24 protein-coding genes are annotated in these 22320 nt (G+C 68.6%); 14 read left to right on the top strand and 10 right to left on the bottom strand.

Annotation, left to right across the window (positions count from 1 at the left end):
• Genes DAT37_RS18080 through DAT37_RS18090 form a run of 3 tightly spaced genes read right to left on the bottom strand, consistent with a single transcriptional unit; the run spans position 1 to position 2360 of the window.
• Complete coding sequence (locus DAT37_RS18080; protein ID WP_109526072.1) at positions 1-1077, bottom strand: quinone-dependent dihydroorotate dehydrogenase; 1077 nt, start codon at positions 1075-1077, stop codon at positions 1-3.
• 8 nt (positions 1078-1085) lie between these two features.
• Positions 1086-1334, bottom strand: coding sequence for a DUF5703 family protein (locus tag DAT37_RS18085; protein ID WP_109525935.1), 249 nt, complete (start codon positions 1332-1334; stop codon positions 1086-1088).
• Positions 1335-2360, bottom strand: coding sequence for a hypothetical protein (locus tag DAT37_RS18090; RefSeq protein ID WP_109525936.1), 1026 nt, complete (start codon positions 2358-2360; stop codon positions 1335-1337). It lies immediately after the preceding gene.
• Positions 2361-2565: 205 nt separating this feature from the next.
• Here DAT37_RS18090 and DAT37_RS18095 point away from each other — a divergent pair, with 205 nt between their 5' ends.
• The 4 genes from DAT37_RS18095 to DAT37_RS18110 are packed head-to-tail and all read left to right on the top strand — an operon-like array spanning position 2566 to position 6003.
• Positions 2566-2922: a hypothetical protein gene (locus tag DAT37_RS18095; protein WP_109525937.1), complete on the top strand. Its 357-nt coding sequence runs from the start codon at positions 2566-2568 to the stop codon at positions 2920-2922.
• Between the two features lie 6 nt (positions 2923-2928).
• Positions 2929-3456, top strand: coding sequence for a hypothetical protein (locus tag DAT37_RS18100; protein WP_109525938.1), 528 nt, complete (start codon positions 2929-2931; stop codon positions 3454-3456).
• Positions 3457-3463: 7 nt separating this feature from the next.
• Positions 3464-5605: an MMPL family transporter gene (locus DAT37_RS18105; protein ID WP_109525939.1), complete on the top strand. Its 2142-nt coding sequence runs from the start codon at positions 3464-3466 to the stop codon at positions 5603-5605.
• 11 nt (positions 5606-5616) lie between these two features.
• Complete coding sequence (locus DAT37_RS18110; RefSeq protein ID WP_109525940.1) at positions 5617-6003, top strand: YrdB family protein; 387 nt, start codon at positions 5617-5619, stop codon at positions 6001-6003.
• Positions 6004-6025: 22 nt separating this feature from the next.
• Here DAT37_RS18110 and DAT37_RS18115 read toward each other — a convergent pair whose 3' ends face one another.
• The 4 genes from DAT37_RS18115 to DAT37_RS18130 are packed head-to-tail and all read right to left on the bottom strand — an operon-like array spanning position 6026 to position 10120.
• Positions 6026-6880, bottom strand: a complete 855-nt coding sequence (locus DAT37_RS18115; RefSeq protein WP_109525941.1) for a heme ABC transporter ATP-binding protein — start codon at positions 6878-6880, stop codon at positions 6026-6028.
• Positions 6877-8049 carry a FecCD family ABC transporter permease gene (locus DAT37_RS18120; protein ID WP_232839823.1) on the bottom strand — a complete coding sequence of 391 codons (1173 nt, stop codon included), beginning with the start codon at positions 8047-8049 and terminating at the stop codon, positions 6877-6879. The genes DAT37_RS18115 and DAT37_RS18120 overlap by 4 nt, the downstream gene beginning before the upstream one ends.
• Positions 8046-9119 (bottom strand): heme/hemin ABC transporter substrate-binding protein, encoded by a 1074-nt coding sequence (locus DAT37_RS18125; protein WP_109525942.1) that lies wholly within the window; start codon positions 9117-9119, stop codon positions 8046-8048. The genes DAT37_RS18120 and DAT37_RS18125 overlap by 4 nt, the downstream gene beginning before the upstream one ends.
• Positions 9120-9139: 20 nt before the next feature.
• Positions 9140-10120 carry an aldo/keto reductase gene (locus DAT37_RS18130; RefSeq protein ID WP_109525943.1) on the bottom strand — a complete coding sequence of 327 codons (981 nt, stop codon included), beginning with the start codon at positions 10118-10120 and terminating at the stop codon, positions 9140-9142.
• A gap of 474 nt (positions 10121-10594) precedes the next feature.
• Here DAT37_RS18130 and DAT37_RS18135 point away from each other — a divergent pair, with 474 nt between their 5' ends.
• From DAT37_RS18135 to mshC, 5 genes are all read left to right on the top strand, one after another.
• Entirely contained in the window at positions 10595-11530 is a 936-nt protein-coding gene (locus DAT37_RS18135; RefSeq protein WP_109526074.1) for an undecaprenyl-diphosphate phosphatase, read from the top strand.
• Positions 11531-11582: 52 nt separating this feature from the next.
• Complete coding sequence (locus tag DAT37_RS18140) at positions 11583-12314, top strand: histidine phosphatase family protein (protein WP_109525944.1); 732 nt, start codon at positions 11583-11585, stop codon at positions 12312-12314.
• 83 nt (positions 12315-12397) lie between these two features.
• Positions 12398-12982 (top strand): DUF3090 domain-containing protein, encoded by a 585-nt coding sequence (locus tag DAT37_RS18145; RefSeq protein WP_109525945.1) that lies wholly within the window; start codon positions 12398-12400, stop codon positions 12980-12982.
• A gap of 63 nt (positions 12983-13045) precedes the next feature.
• On the top strand, positions 13046-13849 hold the full coding sequence (locus tag DAT37_RS18150) for an SCO1664 family protein (protein WP_269814785.1): 804 nt from the start codon (positions 13046-13048) through the stop codon (positions 13847-13849).
• A 397-nt stretch (positions 13850-14246) separates the two neighbouring features.
• On the top strand, positions 14247-15485 hold the full coding sequence (gene mshC, locus DAT37_RS18155) for a cysteine--1-D-myo-inosityl 2-amino-2-deoxy-alpha-D-glucopyranoside ligase (protein WP_109525946.1): 1239 nt from the start codon (positions 14247-14249) through the stop codon (positions 15483-15485).
• 46 nt (positions 15486-15531) lie between these two features.
• Here the strand turns inward: mshC and DAT37_RS18160 are convergent, their stop codons facing one another.
• Entirely contained in the window at positions 15532-16206 is a 675-nt protein-coding gene (locus DAT37_RS18160) for a GAP family protein (RefSeq protein WP_109525947.1), read from the bottom strand.
• 304 nt (positions 16207-16510) lie between these two features.
• Here DAT37_RS18160 and DAT37_RS18165 point away from each other — a divergent pair, with 304 nt between their 5' ends.
• The gene (locus tag DAT37_RS18165; protein ID WP_109526076.1) at positions 16511-17452 is read left to right on the top strand and encodes an ATP-dependent DNA ligase; all 942 of its coding nucleotides are present in this window, start codon (positions 16511-16513) and stop codon (positions 17450-17452) included.
• A 29-nt stretch (positions 17453-17481) separates the two neighbouring features.
• On the opposite strand, the gene DAT37_RS18170 is transcribed toward DAT37_RS18165, so the two are convergent.
• On the bottom strand, positions 17482-18453 hold the full coding sequence (locus DAT37_RS18170) for a TIGR03619 family F420-dependent LLM class oxidoreductase (RefSeq protein ID WP_109525948.1): 972 nt from the start codon (positions 18451-18453) through the stop codon (positions 17482-17484).
• Between the two features lie 179 nt (positions 18454-18632).
• On the opposite strand from DAT37_RS18170, the gene DAT37_RS18175 reads away from it, so the two are divergent.
• Genes DAT37_RS18175 through DAT37_RS18185 form a run of 3 tightly spaced genes read left to right on the top strand, consistent with a single transcriptional unit; the run spans position 18633 to position 20649 of the window.
• Complete coding sequence (locus DAT37_RS18175; RefSeq protein ID WP_109525949.1) at positions 18633-19013, top strand: YciI family protein; 381 nt, start codon at positions 18633-18635, stop codon at positions 19011-19013.
• Positions 19010-19366, top strand: coding sequence for a YciI family protein (locus DAT37_RS18180; protein ID WP_109525950.1), 357 nt, complete (start codon positions 19010-19012; stop codon positions 19364-19366). Before DAT37_RS18175 ends, DAT37_RS18180 begins: the two co-directional genes overlap by 4 nt.
• Positions 19363-20649, top strand: a complete 1287-nt coding sequence (locus tag DAT37_RS18185; protein ID WP_408637414.1) for an RNA polymerase sigma factor — start codon at positions 19363-19365, stop codon at positions 20647-20649. The genes DAT37_RS18180 and DAT37_RS18185 overlap by 4 nt, the downstream gene beginning before the upstream one ends.
• 300 nt (positions 20650-20949) lie before the next feature.
• On the opposite strand, the gene DAT37_RS18190 is transcribed toward DAT37_RS18185, so the two are convergent.
• Positions 20950-21438, bottom strand: a complete 489-nt coding sequence (locus DAT37_RS18190; RefSeq protein ID WP_109525951.1) for an FBP domain-containing protein — start codon at positions 21436-21438, stop codon at positions 20950-20952.
• A 142-nt stretch (positions 21439-21580) separates the two neighbouring features.
• Between DAT37_RS18190 and DAT37_RS18195 the strand changes: the two genes are divergently transcribed.
• Positions 21581-22300 (top strand): dienelactone hydrolase family protein, encoded by a 720-nt coding sequence (locus DAT37_RS18195; protein WP_109525952.1) that lies wholly within the window; start codon positions 21581-21583, stop codon positions 22298-22300.
• Positions 22301-22320: the final 20 nt, after the last annotated feature.

Below are 22320 nucleotides of genomic sequence, written 5' to 3' on the forward strand. Positions count from 1 at the left end.
TCAGGCCTGCGTCACGTGCTCGGCGCCGACCGCCTCCGCGATCGAGGAGAAACCACGCTCGCGCAGGCGGTCGGCGATCCCGCGGTGGACCTTGCGGGTCCAGAAGAGTCCGCCGTAGATGAAACCGGTGTAACCCTGCAACAGGGTGGCCCCGGCGAGGATGCGCTCGAAAGCCTGATCGGGAGTTTCGATGCCGCCCACCGAGACCAGGACGACGCGGTCACCGACCCGGCGGTAGAGACGGCGCAGGACCTCGAGGGAACGGTCGGCCACCGGCGCGCCCGACAGACCGCCCGCGCCCATCGCCGCGACCTCGGCCGCGTCGGTGCGCAGACCGTCGCGGCGGATCGTGGTGTTGGTGGCCACGATGCCTGCGAGCCCGAGTTCGACCGCGAGGTCGGCCACGGCGTCGATATCGTCGTCGGACAGATCGGGGGCGATCTTGACCAGGACGGGAACCCGGACCTCGTCGAGTACCGCCTGCAGTACCGGCCGCAGGGATTCGACGGCCTGTAGATCGCGCAGGCCGGGCGTATTGGGCGAGCTGACGTTCACGACGACGAAATCGGCGAGCGGTCCGAGCAGCGCCGCGCTCGTCGCGTAATCGGCGGCCGCGTCGGCGGGTTCGACGATCTTGGTCTTGCCGATATTGGCGCCGATCGGCACCGTGCTCGTCCGCGCCCGCAGCTGTCCGGCGGCGCGCGCCGCACCGTGATTGTTGAACCCCATCCGGTTGATGAGCGCGTGATCGGCGGGCAACCGGAACAGTCGCGGCGCCGGATTACCCGGCTGCGCCTGCGCCGTGACGGTGCCGACCTCGGCGAAACCCCAGCCGAGCGGACCCCACACGTCGACGCCGTCGGCGTTCTTGTCGAAACCGGCGGCCAGACCGAGCGGCGCGGGGAAGTCGACACCGAACGCGGTGTTGCGCAGAATCGGGTCGTCGGAAACCAACAGCCGGTTCAGTACCCAGCGTGCGGGTGCGAAACGCGCTGCCAGGCGCATCGCGGCGAAGACGAGATGATGGATCCGCTCCGGCGGAAACAGGAACATCAAGCGAAGCACCAGTGTGTACATCGGCCGCGTCACATCCCCGGCTCTGACTGAGGTTGCGTCGCCGATTTTCGGCGGCGCAACAACACCCGACGACTCCCGTCGGTGTACGCGCGCACCCGAGAGAGCTCCCAGCCGCCGAATTCGGCCTGGATCGCCAGGCGCATCGACGCGGTGACCCGGTTCACGTCCTTGGGTAGTCGCAGCGGCACATACTCGTAATCGTCGCTGGTGGTCTCCCAGCTCGCCGGTAGTGCCCCGCGGGAGGTGTTCGGCGCCATCTACTGCCCTCTCTTCCGCTCGTCCGCGGGAATCCGCTGCAGACCGTCACCGGTCGCGGATCCGACGAACAGATCACCGGTGCGTTCGTCGACGGTCACCGAATCGGGTTGGCGCACGGTCGGAAAGCGGCCCACTTCCTTCGGTATACCCGTCGACAGATCGAATCCGACGACTTCGTTGCTCTGCGTGCACGTCACCCACACGGTTTCGGACCGTCGATCGTAGGCGAGTGCGTAAGGCGACGATCCTACCGGGAAACGCTGACGCAGTACGAGAGGTCCGGTCGTGTAGACCAGGAGTTCGCCGCCCGCGGTATCGGTCACGATGATCCGGCCGAAATGGTCGGCGATCATCTGGGTGGCGCCGTCGCCCGCGCGCAGGGCCAGTCCGAGCCGGTCCTCGCCCGGGTCGATCTCGGTGATCGAGGTCTGGCGTCGGTCGAGAACCGTGAGGTGGTCGGCGGTCTGGGCGAGGACGTCGGCCGATACCAGACCCGACACGGTCCCCAGCACCTCCCCGGTGGCGGCGAGGGTGCGGACCTTCCCGTCGGCGGTGCCGACGACCAGGGTGCCGTCGGGCCGGTACGCGACCGACCTGACGTCGCCGTCGACGGTGATCTGGGTGCTCACCCCGGTCGCGAGGTCCACGCGCAGGACGCGGTCACGGGCGGGAATCAGGACTTCGCCCGGTTTCCCCTGCGCCAGTGCCGTGCCCGGGGCGGGGAGCGCGAGCGGTCTGCCCGCCTGGGCGCCACCCTGGAAATTCGCCCGATCGAGCACGAAGAGCGTGTTGGCATCGAGTGCGACGAGTTGTCCGGTACCCGATTCGGTCAGCAGCGCGCCGACCGGACCGGTGCGGGCCGTCACCTGGCCAGCCGGTTTCACCGTCGTCGCGGGGGCGACCGCGGCGACGGCGGGATCGCGGGTGGGCAGGTCGGGTGTGTCCCCGTCGGTGGAGCATCCGGCCAGCAAAGCCAGTACCGCCACGCCCACCAGCGCACAGGGAACCGAGCCGCGACGGCGCATCCACCGACTCCTAACTACCGAGGTGACATCCCGAACCGACACCATCTGACCATGTCGGGGCGACACCGTGGCGGACCGGGGTCGGGGCGGGCACGGATTGTCGGTGACCCGCGTTACCTTAAAGTTGGAACACCCGAACGACCCATAACCGGTCCGAACCGAGCACCAGCCACCGTCACGCGACGCCACCGAGAGGGAGCCACGGTTGAAATCCGACCACCACCCGGAATTCGCCGTCGACGACATCACCGTCGGCCGGTACGCGCACGGATTCGGTACCACGGCCGACGGCAGGCCCTACGCGTTCCGCACGGTCAGGTCCACGCTCACACTCGAGATCTACCGGGCCGACCTCACCACCGATGTGCCGGGGCCAGAGGACGTGGTCGCGGTGGCCGCGGTGCGGGTCACCGACGTCGATCTCGACGACGAACGCAGTGTCGTGGCGTTGGTCCGGGATATGATCCCCGACGCCGCGCCGGTCGAATCCGTCGCGGACCGGGACGTCACGACCGTGCGCGCCCTGCTCGGGCGGATCGGATCCGTCATAGATGGTATCTAGGAAGTGATGCGACCCACACGACTCGCTCGAATCGTCCTCGCCGTGGCCGGCGTCTTGGCCGTGGTCTCGGCCTGCGACTCCAGTTCGGACGAGGCGTCCGTCGACGCCGCGCGTTCGCGCGCCAACCAATCGCTGTCCTCGTCGGTGGCGGCGTCGTCGAGCGCGGCGCACCCGCCGTTGCCGTCGGCGGCGCAACTCGACGCGCAGATCAAGCGGGCGCTGGATCCGGCGCTGCCCGACAGCGAACGCACCGATCTGATCGAGGACGGCAACGTCTTCAAGGACGCCATCCCCGACATGTACAAGGCGTTGCAGGACAATCCGCGCGCCATCTACGGCGTGACCGATCCGGTGTTCGACAATCGCGACGGCACGCTGACCGCGACCATGCGTTTGGACAAGGACGGCAGCGGCACCGTCATCCGCACCACCGTCGTGCACTTCGTGCTGATCGACGGCAAGTGGAAGATCTCGAGGACCGATCTGTGCGGCATCCTGCGTTCGGCCGACTACCGCACCCCGGCCTGCGGATAGCCCAGCGATGGTGAATCTACGGGTTCGGTCGCGTTCGGAGTCCTCGTCGTCGGCGGGACCGGATTCGACATCCCTGCGCTGGGGATATTTCGTCTACCGCCACCGCTACCTGGTGCTGGCCGTCTTCGTGCTCGCGGTGTTGCTGTCGGGCTGGTACGGACGTGACCTGGCCGGACGGCTGACGCAGGAGGGCTGGTTCGACGAGAGCAGCGAGTCGGTGGCCGCGTCGAAGATCGCCGACGACACCTTCGGCCGCGATACCGACAGCGACCTGATCCTGCTCTACACCGCGCCCGAGGGCGCGACGGTCGACGATCCCGAAGTCCGCGCGGCGGTCACCGGGGCGCTGGCCGGATTGCTCGCCGAGTATCCAGATCGAATCCTGAAGATCGACAGCTATTGGGACAGCCCGTTCGCGGCCAATGCCACCGACGCCACGCGCAAGCACGCCTTCGCGAGCGTGGGACTGCGCGGTGAAGGCACCGCGACCGTCGAGAACTACGCCGCGATCAAGGACGATCTGGGCGCGGGCGGTCCCGGCACCGGCCCGGGCGGCACCACCGTGCAGACGGCCGGATTGCAGCCGATCCTGGCCGGTCTGAACACCGGGATGCAGAACGATATCCACCGGGCCGAACTCATCGCGTTGCCTTTGGTGGCGATCCTGCTGTATTTCGTCTTCGGCGGCATGGTCGGCGCGCTGCTGCCGGTGCTGATCGGAGGGATGACCATCCTCGGCACCGCGGGCATCATGCGGGTGCTGACCGGGATCATCGACGTGAACGTCTTCGCCAGTACCGTCATGACCCTGGTCAGTCTCGGTCTGGCGATCGACTACGGATTGTTCACGGTGACCAGATTCCGCGAGGAGATCGCCGCGGGCCGCACCGTGGAGGAGGCCACCGCGCGGACGGTGGCGACGGCGGGACGCACCGTGATGTTCTCCGCCGGGATCATCGCCATCAGCCTCGCCGCGCTGTTCATCTTCCCCAACGGTGTCCTCAGATCGGTGCCCTACGGCGGTATCAGTTCGGTACTGCTGGCCGCGTTGCTCTCGGTGACGGCGCTGCCCGCGGCGCTCGGCATCGCCGGTCGCCGTATCGATTTCCTCGGCTGGAAGCGATTCTCGCGGACCAAGACCGAGGAGCAGATCGACGCCGGATTCTTCTCCCGGCTCGCCCGGTGGGCGATGCGGCGGCCCTGGGCGGTGGCGATTCCGATCGTGCTGGCGCTGCTCGCGCTCGCGATCCCGTTCCGGCATATCGAGTTCGGCGGTATCAGCGAGAAGTACCTGGCCGCCGAGAACCCGGCCAGAATCGCCCAGGAACGGTTCGACGAACTGTTCCCGAGTTTCCGCACCGAACCGCTGAAACTGGTGGTCGTCGGCGCGAACCCGCAGCAGCTCAGCGATATCCGCTACGAGGCCAACCAGGTGCCCGGACTCACCGGGCGTTTCGAACCCAGTGCCGCGACCAAGGACGGTGTGAACGTCCTCAACGCCGGGCTCGCCGACAAACGCGACGCCGACCGCGTGATCGACGCGTTGCGCGCGATACCCGAACCACCCAGTGTCGAGGTGATGGTCGCCGGGGTGCCCGCGTTGGAACGCGACAGTATCAACGGACTGCTCGAAGGGCTGCCGTTGCTGGTGGCGCTGTTGGCACTGGCAGCGCTGCTGCTGATGTACGCGGCGTTCCGGTCGATCATCCTGGCGCTCAAGGCCGTGGCGATGAGCGCGTTGAGTCTCGTCGCGACGCTGGGCGTGCTCACCTGGATCTTCGTGGAGGGGCACGGATCGGAGCTCTTCCACTTCACGCCGGGGCCGCTGATGTTCGCGGTGCTGGCCCTGATCGTCACCGTGGTGTTCGGTCTGTCCACCGACTACGAGGTCTTCCTGCTGTCCCGGGTGGCGGAGGCCAGAGCGGGCGGGGCCGATCCGCCCGAATCGATCCGCTACGGCATCGCCCACACCGGCGGCGTGATCACTTCTGCCGCAGCGATTCTCATCGTGGTCACCGGCGCGTTCGGGTTCTCCGACCTCGTGCTGATGAAATACATCGCCTATGGCATGATCGCCGCGCTGATCCTCGACGCCACGGTGATCCGCATGCTGCTGACACCGGCGGTGCTCAAACTGATCTGGCGCTGAGGAGATCTGCCGTGCGAATCGCCAAGGGCGCAGCCCTGTTCCTGATGTTCCTGCTGGAACTGGGGGTGATCGCGGGCGCGGCGGTCTGGGGTTTCACCCTGGACGGCGCGCCGGTGCTGCGGATCGTCGCCGGAGTGGTCGCGCCACTGCTGTTCATCATGATGTGGGCGCTGTTCGGTGCGGCCCGCGACGCCCGCTTCCGGCTGCGCGGTCCATGGCGAATCGCCTTGGAGATCATCTGGTTCGGCGGCGGAGCCGTCACCTGGGGTGTCGCCGTCTCCGCCGTGGCCGGACTGGTGTTCTTCGCGCTGTGGGCCGTCGACGCGGTCGCCCGATACGCGCTGGAGGGAAGTCTGATCGTCGAAACCGGCGCACGCCGTCCGGCCGAGGTGCTGTGATCCGAGCCCGGCCCGCAATCCCTCAGCGCCGCACCGGCAGGACGAGCTGAGCGCCCGTCACCGGGTGGTCGATGACTTCGACCGGATGCTGATAGACGCGGGTGAGCAGTTCGGTGGTGAGGACCTCGCGCGGCGGACCGTCGGCTGCGACACGGCCCGATTCGAGGACGGCGACGCGGTCGGCGTAGGCGGCCGCGATACCGAGATCGTGCAGCACCACGACGACAGCGGCGCCCGCCGCGGCCCTGGCCGACGCCAGGCGCAGCACCGACTCCTGGTGGCCGAGATCGAGCGCGGCGGTCGGTTCGTCGAGCAGCAGCGTCGCGGTGTCCTGGGCGAGTACGCGCGCCAACGCGACACGGGCCCGCTCACCACCGGACAGCGTCGGAAACGCGCGGGCCGCGAGATGTTCGACATCGGCGGCGGCCAGCGCGGCGCTGATCTGTTCGTCGTCGTGCGCGTCACGTTCGGTGCGTGCCCATGGCGCGCGGCCCATCGCGACGACTTCGCGGGCGGTGAAAGGGAATCCGACGGTGTGACTCTGGGGCAGCACCGCGCGTCGGCGCGCCATATCCAGCGGCGTCCACCGATCGAGCCCGCGGCCGTCGAGTTCCACGACGCCTTCGGTGGGGGCGAGTTCACCGGCGAGCGCGGCCAGTAGCGTCGATTTGCCCGCGCCGTTGGGCCCGACGAGCGCCACCACCTGCCCGGCGACCACCTCGAAATCGACGGTGTCGAGTACCCGCCGCGTCCGCGATGCCGCGCGCCGATCGACGCTGACCCCGGCCGAGCGCAGCGTCACCGTGCCCGGTTCCGGCGCTGTCGGCAGTTCGTGCACCCGGCCGAATACGCCGAGGCTCCCTTTGAGCACGCTCACGCCCAGCCTCCCGCGCGTGCCCTGGTCCGGCGCAGCAGCCAGAAGAAGAACGGGCCGCCGATCAGGGAGGTCAGCATGCCCAGCGGCAGATCCGCGTTGTCGACCAGGGATCGGGCGGCCACATCGGCGGCGAGCAGCACGACCGCGCCCAGTATCGCGCTGAGCGGGATGAGCACGCGATGTGCCGGTCCGACGAGCATTCGCACCACGTGCGGCACGATCAGCCCGACGAACAGGATGATTCCGGTGAACGCGACGCCCGCCGTGGTCAGGACCGCCACGATGACGATCACATTGCGGCGCAGCCGTTCCACGTCGACGCCGAGATGACGGGCGGCCGATTCGCCGAGGGCGAGCAGGTCGAGTCTGGGCGCGACGAGGACGGCGGCGGCCACCCCGGCGAAGGCCAGCGGCGTGACCACGCCCACCGCCTGCCAGGTGGCGCCGTTGAGACTGCCCAGCTGCCAGAACACGATCTGATCGCGTGCCGCGGGGGTGGCGACGAACAACAGGAACGCGATCAGCCCGCCCGCGAAGGCGTTGATCGCGACACCGGTGAGAACCAGGGTCACCACTTCGGTGCGTCCGCCCGAGCGTGACAGCGCGTAGACCAGCGCGGTGGTGATCAATCCGGCGACGAAGGCCGCCGCTGCCACCGACCAGGCCGCGACGAACGCCCCGCCGAGCACGATGACCGTTCCCGCGCCGACCGCGGCTCCCGCCGAGACGCCGATCACTCCCGGTTCGGCCAGCGGATTCGCGAAGACGCCCTGGAGCAGCGCGCCCGCGGTGGCCAGGGACGCGCCGACCAGCATCGCGAGCACGACACGCGGGAACCTGACCTCCCAGAGCGTCACCTCGCCCGCGGGATGGGCGGGCATCGGACCCCAGTCCAGCCCGATGCGATGCAGCACGCTGCCCGCGACTTCGAGCGGTGTCGTTGGCACCTGACCGATCGCGGCCGAGGCCAGCGCCAGCAGCACCAGGGTGGTCACCGACACCGCGAAGACGATCGTGACGCGGGAGCGACCCCGGGATTCGGGCGGTGACGCGGCGGGGTCGGGATCGCGGTCGGTGGTGACGGTCGTCGACACCGCGGCGGCCTCGGACCGCGGGGTCTCGCCGACCCGGCTACCGCGATCGGGTCCCGCTGGAGCGGCTTCGATCATGCGGGGCGGGCGCCGTACACGGCGTCGCTGAGCGCGGCGACGACGCGGCCGGTATTCGGACCGAAACTGAGCAGAACCGAGTCGGCCATATCGATGACCCGCTTGTTGCGGCCCGCCGGGGTCTGCGCGATCCCGGGGACCTTCTCGAGTCCGTCGATACCGCCGACCGAGGTGAGTCCGTCGGACATGACGAGCAGGACGTCGGGCGCGGCGCTGATCATCGCCTCGGAGGTGATCGCGGTGAACGGCTCCTTCAGTCCGGCGGCGGTGCCCGCGTCGTTCGCCCCGAGCGCGGCGATGAGGGCATCGGCGCCCGAACCCGGTCCGGCGATCATCGTGATGGCGGTACTGCGCAGGTAGAGGAAGGCGATGTTGGGGGGTGTGTCCTGCTCGGGCACCGCCGCGCTCGCCGCCGCGATCTCGTCGGTCGTGCGCTGAGCCAGCGCGTGTCCGGCCGCGGGCACACCGAGCGCGCCCGCCACGGCCTGGATCTGCGGGACGACGCCGTCCATGGTCCGCTGCGGATCGAAGTAGACCACCGTGACACCGGCGGCCTTCAACTGCTCGCGGACAGCGGGCGCGGCACTGGTCGTGTCGGTGAGGAATACCGTCGGGCGCAGGGCCAGCACGGATTCCACATTCAGCGAGCCGTTGCCGCCGGTGACATTGGGCACCTGCGCGACGGCGGGGAAGGCGGCGGCGGTGCTGCGGCCGACAAGTTTGGGACCGAGCCCCAACGCCCACACCGTCTGCGCGAGGGTTCCGTAGCGGTCTGCCGCGATGATGCGATCGGAGGAGGTGACGGTGACTTCTCCGCCGTCGAAGGAACGCACCGTCGCGGGCAGGGTCGGCGTCGGCTCCGGCCCGATCGGCACCGGATCCTGGTTCTGGATCACGGCGGTGGTCGGACCGGTCTGCCCGGAACCGGTCGCCGAACTGTCGGTGCCACAGGCCGCGGAACCGATGAGCAGGACCAGTGCGAGTACCGCGACGAGCGACCTCGGCAGGCCGGATCGGGCGCCGCGGGCGCCCCGCGCCGGAACGAACGGAACTCCTGGACTCGCACTCATGTAGGCAAGCCTAATCCGCGTCATTCCGCGCGTGCGCTCACGTCGTCCAGTGCCGCCGCGATGGCCCTGGGCAGTTCCAGGGTCTCGGCGGCCATCACCCCGGTCAGCTGCCCGATATCGCGGGCGCCGACGAACATGCTCGCGATGCCTGCCCGGTCCCGGATCCACGCGAGTGCCACCGCGAGCGGGGAGGTGCCGAGACCGTCGGCCGCGGTGACCAGCGCGTCGACCACCCGGGTGGCGCGATCGTCGAGGCGGAGCCGGATCTCGGCGGCGGTCGCCTCGTCCGCGCCGCGCGAATCGGCGGGTACGCCGTTGCGGTATTTGCCGGTGAGGATGCCGCCCGACAGCGGCGCGGTCGCGATGACGCCGACACCGTGGTGGCGCGCGGCCGGGACGAAATCGTCCTCCGCCTCCCTGGCCAGCAGCGAGTACGCGGTCTGCGCGACGACGACCGGGGCGATCGCCGCCAGGCTCGCCAACTGCCACGCGCCGAATCCGCTGACGCCCGCGTAGCGGACCCGCCCGGATCGCACGGCGTAGTCGAGGGTCGCGGCGATCTCGTCGAGCGGGGTGCGTGGATCCCAGGCGGCGACGGTCCAGATGTCGAGGTGGTCGGTGCCGAGTTCGAGCAGGGTCCGGTCCAATTGGCGCAGCAGGGTCCGGCGCGAGGCGTCGATCGTCGGTCGCGTGGTCTCGGGAGTCGGCACTCCCGATTCCAGCTCCACCAGGGGCGCGTCGATCTGCGCCACCACTCCGGCGCTGGCGCTGAGGACGAATTCGTCGCGGCCGATCACGTCGCCGAACAGATCGGCGAGTATTCGTTGCGCGATACCGCCGGAGTAGGCGGGTGAGGTCTCGACCAGGGTGCCGCCCGCTTCCGCGAACGCGACCAATTGTCCGGCGGCGTCGTCGGAATCCGTCTGCGAACCCCAGGTGTGGGTCGCCAGTCCGATCCGGGACACCCGAAGGCCGCTGCAACCGACCGTCCGCTGTTCCATCACCGTGTCCGCGCATTCGTCACGGCGCCAAGAGTAATGCGCGGTGCACGCCGAAGTCCGTCTCCTGTCGCGCGGCGGGCCGAGGAAACCGGGACTCCCGGCAGGGTTCGGCAGTGAGCCACAGTGTGAGCAGCGGTTTTACCGCCTCGTCGCCGACCGGGGTGACGGCGGGCGCGTCGCGACGCGCCGAGATCGGGCGGTGCGCGCGTCGAATGACGGCCGGCGCGGCCGTCGACCGATATTCGCGGGGTGTTCGCGGCCGTCGGATCCGAGGACACGCCCGGGCGGCGGATGGGGGGCTCCGGCATGTACTGTCGCTGCGGGATTGCGCCGGTGCTCACGCCGGCTCGATCACACGGTTGACCAATTGCTTACTCGGAACAGATATTTCGGGCACCGGGTAGAACAGGTGCGAGGCGGGCCGCGAGGGCGGCCGAGTACCGCGCGGAACGGAGGAGACCAGTGGGCGAGTCGATGACCTGGGTACAGGCGCTGATACTTGGCCTGGTCCAGGGCCTCACCGAATTTCTCCCGGTGTCCTCCTCCGCGCATCTGCGCATCGTGTCGGCGGTGTTCTTCGGCGACGACGCGGGCGCGTCCTTCACCGCGGTCACCCAGCTCGGCACCGAAGCCGCCGTCCTGGTGTACTTCGCCAAGGACATCGCGCGGATCGTGCGCGCCTGGTTCACCACCATCGCCATGCGGCTGCGGGCGCGGTCGGGACAGACCGTGCCGCTGTCGGAGCAGCCGACGCGGAAATTGCCCGTCATCACCGGCGACTACGCGGCCGATTTCCGCAACGACGAGGATTCGCAGCGCGAACTCGACTACCGCATCGGCTGGTACGTGATCATCGCGACCATTCCGATCGGCGTCATCGGATTCGTGTTCAAGGATCAGATCCGCACCGGCGCGCGCAATCTGTGGCTGGTGTCGTTCATGCTCATCGCCTTCGCGCTGGTGATCGCGGCCGCCGAGTACTACGGCCGCAAGACCCGCCCGATCGAGCAGTTGACCACCCGCGACGGCCTCGTCATGGGTCTGGCCCAGTGCCTGGCACTGGTGCCGGGTGTGTCCCGCTCCGGCGCGACCTCCTCGGCGGGCCTTTTCCTCGGGCTCGAACGCGAAGCGGCGGTGCGGTTCTCGTTCCTGCTCGCGATCCCGGCGGTGACGGCTTCGGGTCTGTTCAGCCTGCCCGACGCCTTCGAACCCGCCGGTGAGGGACTCAACGCCAGTGGCGCGCAGTTGCTGGTCGCGACGCTGGTGGCCTTCGCGGTCGGCTACGCGTCGGTGGCATGGCTGCTGAAGTTCGTCGCGCGGTATTCGCTGAACTGGTTCGGCGCTTACCGAATCGTGCTCGGCTTGATCATCATGGGCCTGCTCGCGGGCGGGGTGGTGTCGGCGACGTGAGTACCGCCACGGCGATCCGACCGCACCGCGCCGCGCCGATTAGGCTGTACCGATGACGGTGATCCTGCTGCGGCACGGCGTGTCCACATCGAACACCGCCCGCACTCTCGCAGGTCGCAGCGCCGGGGTCGAACTGACCGAGCGAGGCAGCGAGCAGGCACGGGCTGTCGCCGAACGTCTCGCGGGGCTGCCGATCGAGTACATCGTGCACTCGCCGCTGTTGCGCTGTCAGCGAACAGTCGGGCCGCTCGCCGAGAAGTTCGGGCTGGAACCGGAGTACGACGACCGCATCATCGAAGTCGACTACGGCGACTGGACCGGCAAGCCGATCGCGGATCTGCTCACCGAACCGCTGTGGAAGGTCGTGCAGCAACACGCCTCCGGCGCGGTGTTCCCCAACGGGGAGGGTCTGGCGCAGGTGCAGTCCCGTGCGGTGGCCGCGATCCGCGAACGCGAGCGCGCCTACGCCGAGAAACACGGCCGTGACGTGCTGTGGGTGGCCTGCACGCACGGCGATGTCATCAAGTCCGTACTCGCCGACGCGTTCGGGATCCATCTCGACGGATTCCAGCGCATCGTGGTCGAACCCGCGTCGATCAGCGTGATCCGCTACACGCCGACCGCTCCCTATGTGTGGCGGCTCAACGACACCGGGTCGGATCTGAGCGCGCTGGCTCCACCGGAACGCCACGGCGGTTCGGCACCCGCCGCGACGAGCGGCCCGGTTCCCGGCGGAGAGATAAGCGGCGACTCCGGTGCGGATAATGGGAATGCGAAGCAATGAGATTGCTTCTCAACGTATGAGTGGCGTGTTGGAACACCGGGCGCCGTGGGTAGTCGATCAGGGTCACGTATCAGGAGGTGCAGATGGCACGAGAAATCCATGTATTTCGCACCCCCGATCGTTTCGTCGCCGGGACCGTCGGTGAGCCGGGCGATCGCGCGTTCTATCTCCAAGCCGTGCAGGAGCCGAGGGTGGTGAGCGTGCTGCTGGAGAAGCAGCAGGTGAAGGTACTCGCGGACCGGATGGGTCTGCTCCTGGACGAGGTCGCGCGCCGTTTCGGCGCCACCGTGCCGCCGCAGGCCGAGGACGTCAGCGACGTCGACCCGCTGGTCACGCCGATCGACGCCGAATTCCGGGTCGGCACCATGGGCCTGGGCTGGGACGCCGACGCGGGCGCGGTGGTGGTGGAACTGCTCGCCATCACCGAGACCGAGGTCGACGAATCGGTCGTGCTCGACGACACCGAAGAAGGACCGGACGCCGTGCGGGTCTTCCTGACCCCCATCCAGGCACGGGAATTCGCGCTGCGCTCGACCCGCGTGATCGCGGCCGGACGTCCGCCGTGCCCGCTGTGCGGTGAGCCGCTGTCGTCGCGGGGACACATGTGTGTGCGCACCAACGGGTACAAGCGCGGCGAGATCTTCGGCACGGCCGAGCTAGAGGAGTAGTGCGTGGCCGTCGAGCAGGAGCGAAGCGAACGGGGGACGGGCGCCGTCGGTGCTGTTGACGGGGTGCGGCTGCGAACCGGGGAGATGACGGTGATCGGACGGGTCAACGTCGCCAGTAACGTCACGCTGGTCTGCGATATCACCGATAACGCAGACGGCTCCGACTCCGCCGGTCCGCTGCGCGTGGTGTACAAACCGGTGCGCGGCGAGCGACCGCTGTGGGATTTCCCCGACGGCACCCTCGCGGGCCGCGAGGTGGGCTCCTATCTGGTCTCCGACGCGCTGGGCTGGGACGTCATCCCGGAGACGATCCTGCGTGACGGCCCGTACGGGCCGGGCATGGTGCAGCGCTGGATCGAATCGGTCGACAATCACACCGACCGCGGCGACCGCCTCGACCTGGTCGACCTGTGCGCTCCCGGCGCGGTCCCCGAAGGTTTCACCGAAGTGCTGCGAGCCCTGGACGGCGCGGGCGAGGAGGTCTCGCTCATCCACGCCGACGACCCGCGACTCCAGCGGATGGCGGTGCTCGACGTCCTGATCAACAACGCCGACCGCAAGGGCGGTCACGCGCTAGAAGGACGCGACGGCCAGGTCTACGGGGTCGACCACGGAATCTGCCTGCACACCGAGGACAAACTGCGCACGGTGCTGTGGGGATGGGCGGGCGCCACGGTGCCGGCCGGATTGCTCGCCGATATCGAGACCTTCGCCGAGATCCTGCCCGGCCCGGTCGCGGACGCGCTGTCACCGCATATCACCGACGCCGAGATCGATGCCCTCGTCGCGCGCACCAATGATCTGCTCGAACACCCGACGATGCCGTTGCCGCACAGCGCCCGCCCGATTCCCTGGCCCGCTTTCTGAATCGCGGCAGTCCGTGCACGTACGCACGAGCTGCCGTTCGGTCCAGCGGTGGGCGCACCGGTTCGTATGGGATTCCGCCGTCGCGACCCCGGGGTATCGGCGCGGTCCCCGACCCGATACCCTCGCGTGGCGCGGGTCACGCCTCGAAGGGGTTGCGAGTGGCCCGGGTCTGCGGCAGTTTGATGCTGTCCGATGCGCGTCGTGCCGGGCAGATTCGGACCGGTCGGTCGATAATTTCCGCAGGTCCCGCGATTTTCGGTTCCACGGGACCTCAACAGTTGACATCCCGGAAACATGGCGCATTCACGCAGGTCCGCACCGGCGTTCCGCGGGTGCTCCGGCCCGTCCGGGCCGGGGCGGCAGGTGATGACCGCGACCACACCTTTACCCTCGAATCATGCAGTCCTGGTCCGATACCGCCCTCCCGTCCGTTCCCGGAACAGGTCCGCCCTTGCGGTTGTACGACACCGCCGACCGGCAGGTTCGCCCGGTCACCCCCGGTCCGACGGCCACGATGTACGTCTGCGGCATCACCCCGTACGACGCCACGCACCTCGGGCACGCGGCCACCTACCTCGCGTTCGATCTGGTCAACCGTCTGTGGCGCGACGCGGGCCACGATGTGCACTACGTGCAGAACGTGACCGACGTCGACGATCCGCTGTTCGAACGCGCCGCCCGCGACGGCATCGACTGGCGCGACCTGGGCGCCCGCGAGATCGATCTGTTCCGAGAGGACATGTCGGCACTGCGGGTCATCCCGCCGCGCGAGTACATCGGCGCGGTCGAATCGGTGGACGAGGTCGTCGAACTGGTCGAGAAATTGCTCGCCTCGGGTGCCGCGTACATCGTCGACGACACCGAATACCCGGACATCTACTTCCGTGTCGACGCCAACGAGCAGTTCGGCTACGAGTCCGGCTACGACCGGGCCACCATGGAACGGCTGTTCGCCGAGCGCGGCGGTGACCCCGACCGTCCCGGCAAACACGACACCATCGACGCCCTGCTGTGGCGCGCGGCCCGCCCGGACGAACCGTCGTGGCCCGCCCCCTTCGGTGCGGGCAGGCCGGGTTGGCATATCGAATGCGCGGCGATCGCCCTCAACCGGATCTCGACCGGATTCGACATCCAGGGCGGCGGCAGCGACCTGATCTACCCGCACCACGAATACTCGGCCGCGCACGCCGAAGCGCTGGAGACCGGACGCCGCTTCGCGCGGCACTACGTGCACGCCGGGCTGATCGGGCTCGACGGCGAGAAGATGTCGAAATCCAGGGGCAATCTGGTCTTCGTCTCCACGCTGCGCCGCGCGGGCACCGACCCGAACGCGATCCGCCTCGGACTGTTCGCGGGCCACTACCGGCAGGACCGGATGTGGACCGACGAGGTGCTCGCCGACGCCGAGCGCCGCCTCGACCTCTGGTGTCGCGCTTCGGCGTTACCCACCGGACCTGCGGCCGCCGACACCGTCGCCAGGCTGCGCCAACACCTCGCCGACGATCTGGACACCCCCAAGGCGCTTGCCGCCGTGGACAACTGGGCCCAGCAGGCACTCGAATACGGCGGCCCCGATACCGACGCCCCCCGGGCGATCGCCACCGCGGTGGACGCGCTCCTGGGCATCGGCCTCTGAGCCGCTGCGTCGGCCGCGGCTCCAGGACGCCCGCGGCGACCGCCCCTCACCACAGCCGACCGGCATGCCGGATCACATCGATGATCAGCCCCAGGCCCAACAGCGCGAACAGGATGCGGACCGACAGCGGACCGAAGCGGGTGAAGAACCGGACGACGCCGCGATAGACGCGGCGGGCGCGCGGTGATCGACGCACCGACAGCAGCAGCACGAGCAGCGGCGGTACCAGGGCCAGCGCGCAGTAGACGACGATGATGAGCGGCCACAGCGGTGGATGTCTGGCCGAGATCATGGCGAGGGCGGCCAGGTAGGGGACGGCGGTCGGCGCCTGCGCGAGCCCGACGGCCACGCCCATCAATCCGAGCACCCACGGCCGTCGCCGTACTTCCTTGGCCCAGGCGGGAGGTTCGGTGTTCGCGGCGACCCGGACACACGCGAGCCCGATCAGGGTCAGGCCGATGACCAGTTCACCCCAGTACCGCAGTGTCGGTGTGAGTTCGAAGTCCACGAGATCGGTGAGGAAGGTGATGCCGAGCACCGTGCACAGCCCGAAGGTCGTCGTGACCGCGAACACCCCGCCGAGGAAACTGGCTCCGCCCGGTATCGGCGACCGTCTCGCCAGTCTGCTGTCGGCCACGACCGCGGTCGTCACTCCTACCAACAGCACATCGAGGGAATCGAGGAAGGCGAAGCCTGCGAGGGCCAGAACGAGAGTGAGCATGGCCCGGCCAGCCTATGTGAGACGCGCCGGGCGGGAAATCGCGTTCCGAGGTGCGCGCGGCCGGGTCGCCCGCTTGTGGCGATAGCCAGATGAGTGCGGAGATTTATCGATTGTGGGCGGCAATCCCGGCCGCCTTAGATGTGCCGGTATCCGAGCGCGGCATATCTGAGCCGATAATCGGGGATGAAATGGCTGGATATCGAGTCCCTGTCTTGCGGGCGGCAGCATGTGGCAAAGCCCGGAAACGCGGACAGCGAAGTTTGCTGTGGATACGCTCGTGGGTGTGGTGTCTGTGCCGGCTCCGATGCTGGCGACCGCTGGGCGGCCGCCCGACGACCCCGGTCGATGGGCGATCGAACTGAAATGGGACGGAATCAGGGCGATCGTGCGATCGGCCGGGGGAGACTGCCGGTTCTTCAGCAGGAACGGTCGCGATATCAGCGGGTCGTTCCCGGAACTGGTCGCGGCGCTGGGATCGGTGCTCGACGGACGCGATGTACTGGCCGACGGCGAGATCGTCGCACCCGACCGCGCCACCGGCGCGCCGTCGTTCGCGCGATTGCAGCGGCGGATGCACGTCGCGGATCCGAAACCCGATCTGCTGCGCGAGTTTCCCGTGGAATATCTGGCCTTCGACGTGCTCGAGGTCGACGGAGATCCGGTGATGGGATCGCCGTATCTGGCACGTCGCGAACACCTCGACACCCTCGGACTGTCCGGTCCTCGAGTGCGCACCCCGCCCTTCTGGTCGGATATCGACGCAGCGACCATGCTCACCACGGCAAGCGAACACGGTCTGGAAGGTATCGTCAGCAAACTCGTCACCTCCGCATACCGTCCCGGCACTCGATCGCCCGCGTGGATAAAGACCGCCTTGCGGCGCACGACGGAGGCCATCGTGGCGGGCTGGCTGCCCGGTTCCGGACGGTTCTCGACGACATTCGGCTCGGTCGTCCTCGGAGCCCATGACGACGCCGGGCGACTCGTGCATATCGGAAACGTCGGCACCGGGTGGACGATGTCGGATCGCCGCACCCTGCAAGCGCGCCTGGACCGGCTCGCCCGATCCGACAGTCCCTTCGATATCGATCCACCGAAACCCGTTGCCCGCGTCGCGCATTGGGTGACCCCCAGCATCGTCGCCGATATCGAGTACCGGGAAGCGAGCCGGGACGGCCTACGTCACCCGAGCTGGCGCGGGATTCGGATCGACAAGACCCCCGACGACGTGAAATGGCCGGTATAGCATCGGAGTTCGCTCGAAGGAGGTTTCCGTCAGCCTGCGGGCTCTCCGGCGCGCGTGCCCTCGTGGAGTATCGGCGTGGAATCCGATGGCGACCGCTGCGCCCCCAGACCGAGCGTGTCCGCGAGTTCACCCAGCAGTTCCACCTGGCGTTCCGGATGAACGGAGGCCAGGTTGAGCGTGATGTGCATTTCGTCGGCCCCTATCGTCGCGGCCCGGTCCAAGTCCGCGAGTACGGCATCGGTGAACACGGCCGGGCTGTCGGGTTCACCGCCGGGGTAGAACTGGAAGGTGTTGACGACGACGGTTCCGCTACCTCCGGCATCCCGATACCAGCCGACTCTGGTGCGGGTGTCGTCCCAGTCCAGCGCGACGGTGACGAATCCGTCCGCGAGGGTCGCCGCGCGTTCGATCGTCGAGCGGACCATCGCGCCGAAATACAGCGGGATCGTGTCCGCCCACGGTTTGGGGCCGACCGCGGCTTTGGGAATGCGGTAGTACGCGCCGTCGAACTCCACCGGGTCGCTGCGCCAGCAGGCGCGCATCGCCGCGACGTGCTCGACGAACCCGGCGCCGCGTCGGCCGAGTGGAACACCCGCCGCCTCGAATTCCTCCGGGATCATCCAGGAGGAGTCGGCCGTGCCCCCGCCGCCCTGTCCGATACCGACGTCGAGTCGACCTCGGGAGAGACGATCGAGGGTGGCGAGCCTGCGCGCGAGCACGATCGGTGGCTGGAAGATCGAATTCACGACCCCGGACATCACGCGGATCCGGTCGGTGTGCGCGGCGGCCCACGTCAGGACCTCCAGCGGATCCCACACGTGCGATTCGGGCAGACCGTCTTTGAGCGCCGTGGTCGGCGACACCGGCATGAGAAGCCGTTCGCTGACCGATACGGCGTGATAGCCCGAGCGCTCTGCCGCGCGGGCCACCAGGGCGATCGCGTCGGGACCGGCGTGCGGGCCGAAACTCGGCAGCCCGACACCGATTCTCGGAACATTCATCGTGATTCTCCGATTCAGTGGGATGTGGGCGTCCTGAGCGTCGCCCCTCTCGAGGTCGGAACGGACCCGCGAAATTTGCGCCGATCGAATTCGCGCCAGATGTCAAGATCGATGCGGCCGCGACGACTCATCGGTGAGCGGGGCCGTCGGGGCACCGCATCGGCAAGGGAAGAGACACGATGAAGTTCATGCTGATCATGCATATGAACCCGCTGATCTGGGACGCGCTCACAGACGCCGAGCGCCAGGAGGTGATGAGCGGGCACGGAGCCTTCATGGACACCATCGAGAAGTCCGGGGAGATGCTCGGCACCGCCGCGTTGGCCGATATCTCCGACAGCGTCGTGGTCGGTGTCAGGAACGGTGTGCGGACGGTGACCGATGGCCCCTACCTGGAGGCCAAGGAGTATCTGGGCGGCTATTACCTGGTCGACTGCGAGAGCCGGGAGCGCGCGCTGGAACTGGCCGCGATGATCCCGGACGCCGCGGTGGAAGGACTCGGCATAGAGGTGCGCCAGGTGGTCTTCTCCAGTGATCGGGCCGACCTGGACACGCCGTGAAGTTCGTGCTGAACGTGTACCTCGATGCGGTGGACCCGGAGGCACCGGCCGTGCCGCACCGTGTCCGTGCCACCGACGACGAGGAGTTCGCCGCCACGGTGGCGAGGTCGGGAGAGCTGATCGACGCGCACGTGTTCGCCGACCCGTCGACGAACACGGTCGTCCGATACCGCGACGGCGCTCTGCTCGTCTCCGACGGACCGTACGTCGGGGCGATATACGCGACGAGTTGCTACGTGCTCGACTGCGAGAACCTCGCACGTGCGGTGGAACTGGCCGCCTCGCATCCGGCGACGCGACAGCACGCGGTGGAGATACGGCCGCTGATGAGCGCCGCGGGCTGGGAGATGTGACGGTGGCCCCCGAGGATCTGGGAATCCTGCTGCGCGAGTTGGCGCCGCGGGTCCTCGGGGCGCTGCTGCGACGCTACGACGCGTTCGACACCTGCGAGGACGCCGTCCAGGAAGCGCTGGTGGCGGCCGTGAAGCAGTGGCCGGTCGACGGGACGCCCGAGGACCCGCGTGCCTGGCTGGTCACGGTCGCCTCCCGCCGCGTGGTCGACCACGTCCGCAGCGAACATGCACGGCGCCGACGCGAAGAGGTCGCTGCCGTCCGCGACGGCCCGGAAGCCCTTCTCGCCCCACCGCCCGATGAATCCGGTCCCGGCGACCGCGACGACACCCTGACCCTGCTGTTCCTGTGCTGCCATCCGACGTTGACAGAGGCGTCCCGGATCGCTCTCACCCTGCGCGCGGTCGGAGGACTCGGAACCGCCGAGATAGCGCGGGCGTTTCTCGTGCCTGAGGCGACGATGGGACCGCGGATCAGTCGCGCCAAACAGCGGATTCGGGCCGCGGGGTCGAGCTTCCGGATGCCCGAGGGTGCGGAGTACGCCGAACGGTTGGGCGCCGTCCTGCACGTGCTGTACCTGATATTCAACGAGGGCTACACCGCCAGCTCCGGCCCCGGTCTGCGGCGCGACGACCTGACCTCCGAGGCGATCCGGCTCACCCGCGTGGTGCACCACGCACTCCCCGACGACGGCGAGGTGGCTGGCCTGCTCGCGCTGATGCTGATGACCGACGCTCGCCGAAAGGCGCGCGTCGACGCCGACGGCGGTCTGGTCCCGCTCGCCGAACAGGACCGCTCGCACTGGGACACCGCGGCGATCGAGGAAGGCGTGGCGCTGGTGACCGACGCCATGCGGCGCTCGGCGCTCGGGCCGTATCAACTCCAGGCGGCGATCGCGGCGCTGCACGTCGAGGCGTCGCGCGCCGAGGACACCGACTGGAAGCAGATCCGCACGCTCTACGGAATCCTCGGCCGCATCGCGCCGAACCCGATGGTGAGGCTCAACCACGCCGTGGCCGTCGCGATGACGGACGGACCGCATGCCGGTCTGGAACTGCTGGACGGTCTGGAGACCGACGCCCGTATGACCGGACATCATCGCCTGTACGCGGTCCGCGCGCATCTGCTGGAGTTGAGCGGCGACAACGCTCGCGCCCACGACACCTACCTCGCCGCCGCACAACGAACCACCAGCCTGCCCGAGCGGCGTTACCTGCTCGATCGGGCCGATCGGCTGCGCGGCACGCGGGGCGATGTCACATTTCATCGAGATGGCTTGTCCTAGTTGCTGACCCGCCCCCGCTCTCGCGCCGAACACTCAGCTTCCGAGGACTCCCACGATGACGATGACACCACCCTCCCCACAGCTCGGTCCGATCAAGCAGATAGAGGCGGGTGTGCTCGACGTCGGCTCGGGTGATCCTCGGCGCACGAGAGAGTCCGGTACGACCGGGCATTCTCGACCGACGAGGAGCCGGTGGGCACCCCGGGTGTTTCGTGGCCCGGGGTGCGGCTCGTCGCCGTCGCTGAGTGTCGGCACATGGCATCTACCTCCGTTCGGGTGGGCGGCGTGGCCGCGGGTGACTCAGGCGTAGAGGCGCGTGAGGAAGGCGTTCAGATTCACGACGACGCGATCGATCTTGGCCTCCAGCGTCAGATCCTCGCGATAGCGGTTGCCCAGCGCGGGCTTCTTGATCCCGCGGGCGTAGAGCGAACAGGCCAGATCGGTGCACATGTAGGTGCCGATCGAATTGCCGCGCCGTCCCGATTCGCCCGCCTTGGCCGCGGTGAGCAGTGACACACCGCCGCCGGTGTGGCTGGTCAGGCAGATCGCGCACATCTGGGTGCGGCCCGAACCGCCGGTTTCGTAGCGCAACGCGACGCCGACGAGTCCGTCGTCGCTCGGGGTGACCAGATAGCAGCGGCCCGGCAGCGAAGGATCGCTCCAGCCGAGGAAATCCAGGTCGTCCCAGGGGCGATCGTCCAGATCTCTCGGCACCGGTAGTCGCTTCGCGTCCCCTTTCGAACAGTTGACGAACGACGACCTGATGTCGCGTTCGGTGACGGGTTCCATGCTGTATCGATCCTTTCGGTCGGTGGACAAACCCCACGGACGTTACGGCCGGCCCGCCCCCGGGACAAAGCGATTTTCCAGCGCATCGAATCCGGTATGTCGCGCTGTACACGTCTGAGACAGTCCAATAGGTTCGGGTGATATGAACACCATCGTGCTCGACGCGCCCGACGGTCCCATCGAAGCGATCGTGGCACGCCCGACCGGCGACGGTCCGTTTCCGGGGGTGGTGGTGCTGCACGACGCCCTGGGGCCGAACGCGGATATCCGCGGCACCGTCGAGATGCTCGCCGACTACGGCTATCTCGTGGTGGCGCCGAATCTGTTCTCGCGCGGACATGTTCGCTGTATCCGCGCCATCGTGCGCGCCCTGATGTTCACCGGGGACGGCGCGCCGGTCCGCGATATCCTGCGCGCCCGCGACCATCTCGTCGCCGACCCGCAGTGCACCGGACGCACCGCCGTCATCGGTTTCTGCCTCGGCGGTGGATTCGCCCTGCTGACCGCGCCGCGCGGTTTCGACGTCTCGGCCCCGTTCTATCCCGGTCTCTACGGCGACTACCGCGAGCTACTGGAGGGCTCCTGCCCGGTGGTGGCCAGTTACGCCGCGCTCGACCCGTCGTTGATCGGGGCCGCGGACCGCCTCGATGCCGTGCTCACCGCGCAGGGCGTCGCCCACGACATCAAGACCTATCCCGGCGTGACGCACGGATTCGCGAACGTCTTTCCCGGTGACCGCCTGCTCCGGGTGGTGGGAATGGGCCACGACGAAGACGCGACCAGGGACGCATGGCGTCGCATCTTCGACTTCTTCGACACCCACCTCGCCTCGGCGCCGGGGAATTCCCCCGGTATGACATGACGTGCCCGAGCAGTTGTTCG

Source organism: Nocardia aurea, assembly GCF_003123685.1.
GTDB classification, from domain to species: Bacteria; Actinomycetota; Actinomycetes; order Mycobacteriales; family Mycobacteriaceae; genus Nocardia; species Nocardia aurea.

What these genes read in the sequence shown, in the direction of transcription:
- DAT37_RS18080 (WP_109526072.1), bottom strand. Translation starts at nt 1,077, where the DNA reads ATGTACACACTGGTGCTTCGCTTGATGTTCCTGTTTCCGCCGGAGCGG.
- DAT37_RS18085 (WP_109525935.1), bottom strand. Translation starts at nt 1,334, where the DNA reads ATGGCGCCGAACACCTCCCGCGGGGCACTACCGGCGAGCTGGGAGACC.
- DAT37_RS18090 (WP_109525936.1), bottom strand. Translation starts at nt 2,360, where the DNA reads ATGCGCCGTCGCGGCTCGGTTCCCTGTGCGCTGGTGGGCGTGGCGGTA.
- DAT37_RS18100 (WP_109525938.1), top strand. Translation starts at nt 2,929, where the DNA reads ATGCGACCCACACGACTCGCTCGAATCGTCCTCGCCGTGGCCGGCGTC.
- DAT37_RS18105 (WP_109525939.1), top strand. Translation starts at nt 3,464, where the DNA reads ATGGTGAATCTACGGGTTCGGTCGCGTTCGGAGTCCTCGTCGTCGGCG.
- DAT37_RS18120 (WP_232839823.1), bottom strand. Translation starts at nt 8,049, where the DNA reads ATGATCGAAGCCGCTCCAGCGGGACCCGATCGCGGTAGCCGGGTCGGC.
- DAT37_RS18125 (WP_109525942.1), bottom strand. Translation starts at nt 9,119, where the DNA reads ATGAGTGCGAGTCCAGGAGTTCCGTTCGTTCCGGCGCGGGGCGCCCGC.
- DAT37_RS18130 (WP_109525943.1), bottom strand. Translation starts at nt 10,120, where the DNA reads ATGGAACAGCGGACGGTCGGTTGCAGCGGCCTTCGGGTGTCCCGGATC.
- DAT37_RS18135 (WP_109526074.1), top strand. Translation starts at nt 10,595, where the DNA reads ATGACCTGGGTACAGGCGCTGATACTTGGCCTGGTCCAGGGCCTCACC.
- DAT37_RS18140 (WP_109525944.1), top strand. Translation starts at nt 11,583, where the DNA reads ATGACGGTGATCCTGCTGCGGCACGGCGTGTCCACATCGAACACCGCC.
- DAT37_RS18145 (WP_109525945.1), top strand. Translation starts at nt 12,398, where the DNA reads ATGGCACGAGAAATCCATGTATTTCGCACCCCCGATCGTTTCGTCGCC.
- mshC (WP_109525946.1), top strand. Translation starts at nt 14,247, where the DNA reads ATGCAGTCCTGGTCCGATACCGCCCTCCCGTCCGTTCCCGGAACAGGT.
- DAT37_RS18160 (WP_109525947.1), bottom strand. Translation starts at nt 16,206, where the DNA reads ATGCTCACTCTCGTTCTGGCCCTCGCAGGCTTCGCCTTCCTCGATTCC.
- DAT37_RS18165 (WP_109526076.1), top strand. Translation starts at nt 16,511, where the DNA reads ATGCTGGCGACCGCTGGGCGGCCGCCCGACGACCCCGGTCGATGGGCG.
- DAT37_RS18170 (WP_109525948.1), bottom strand. Translation starts at nt 18,453, where the DNA reads ATGAATGTTCCGAGAATCGGTGTCGGGCTGCCGAGTTTCGGCCCGCAC.
- DAT37_RS18175 (WP_109525949.1), top strand. Translation starts at nt 18,633, where the DNA reads ATGAAGTTCATGCTGATCATGCATATGAACCCGCTGATCTGGGACGCG.
- DAT37_RS18190 (WP_109525951.1), bottom strand. Translation starts at nt 21,438, where the DNA reads ATGGAACCCGTCACCGAACGCGACATCAGGTCGTCGTTCGTCAACTGT.
- DAT37_RS18195 (WP_109525952.1), top strand. Translation starts at nt 21,581, where the DNA reads ATGAACACCATCGTGCTCGACGCGCCCGACGGTCCCATCGAAGCGATC.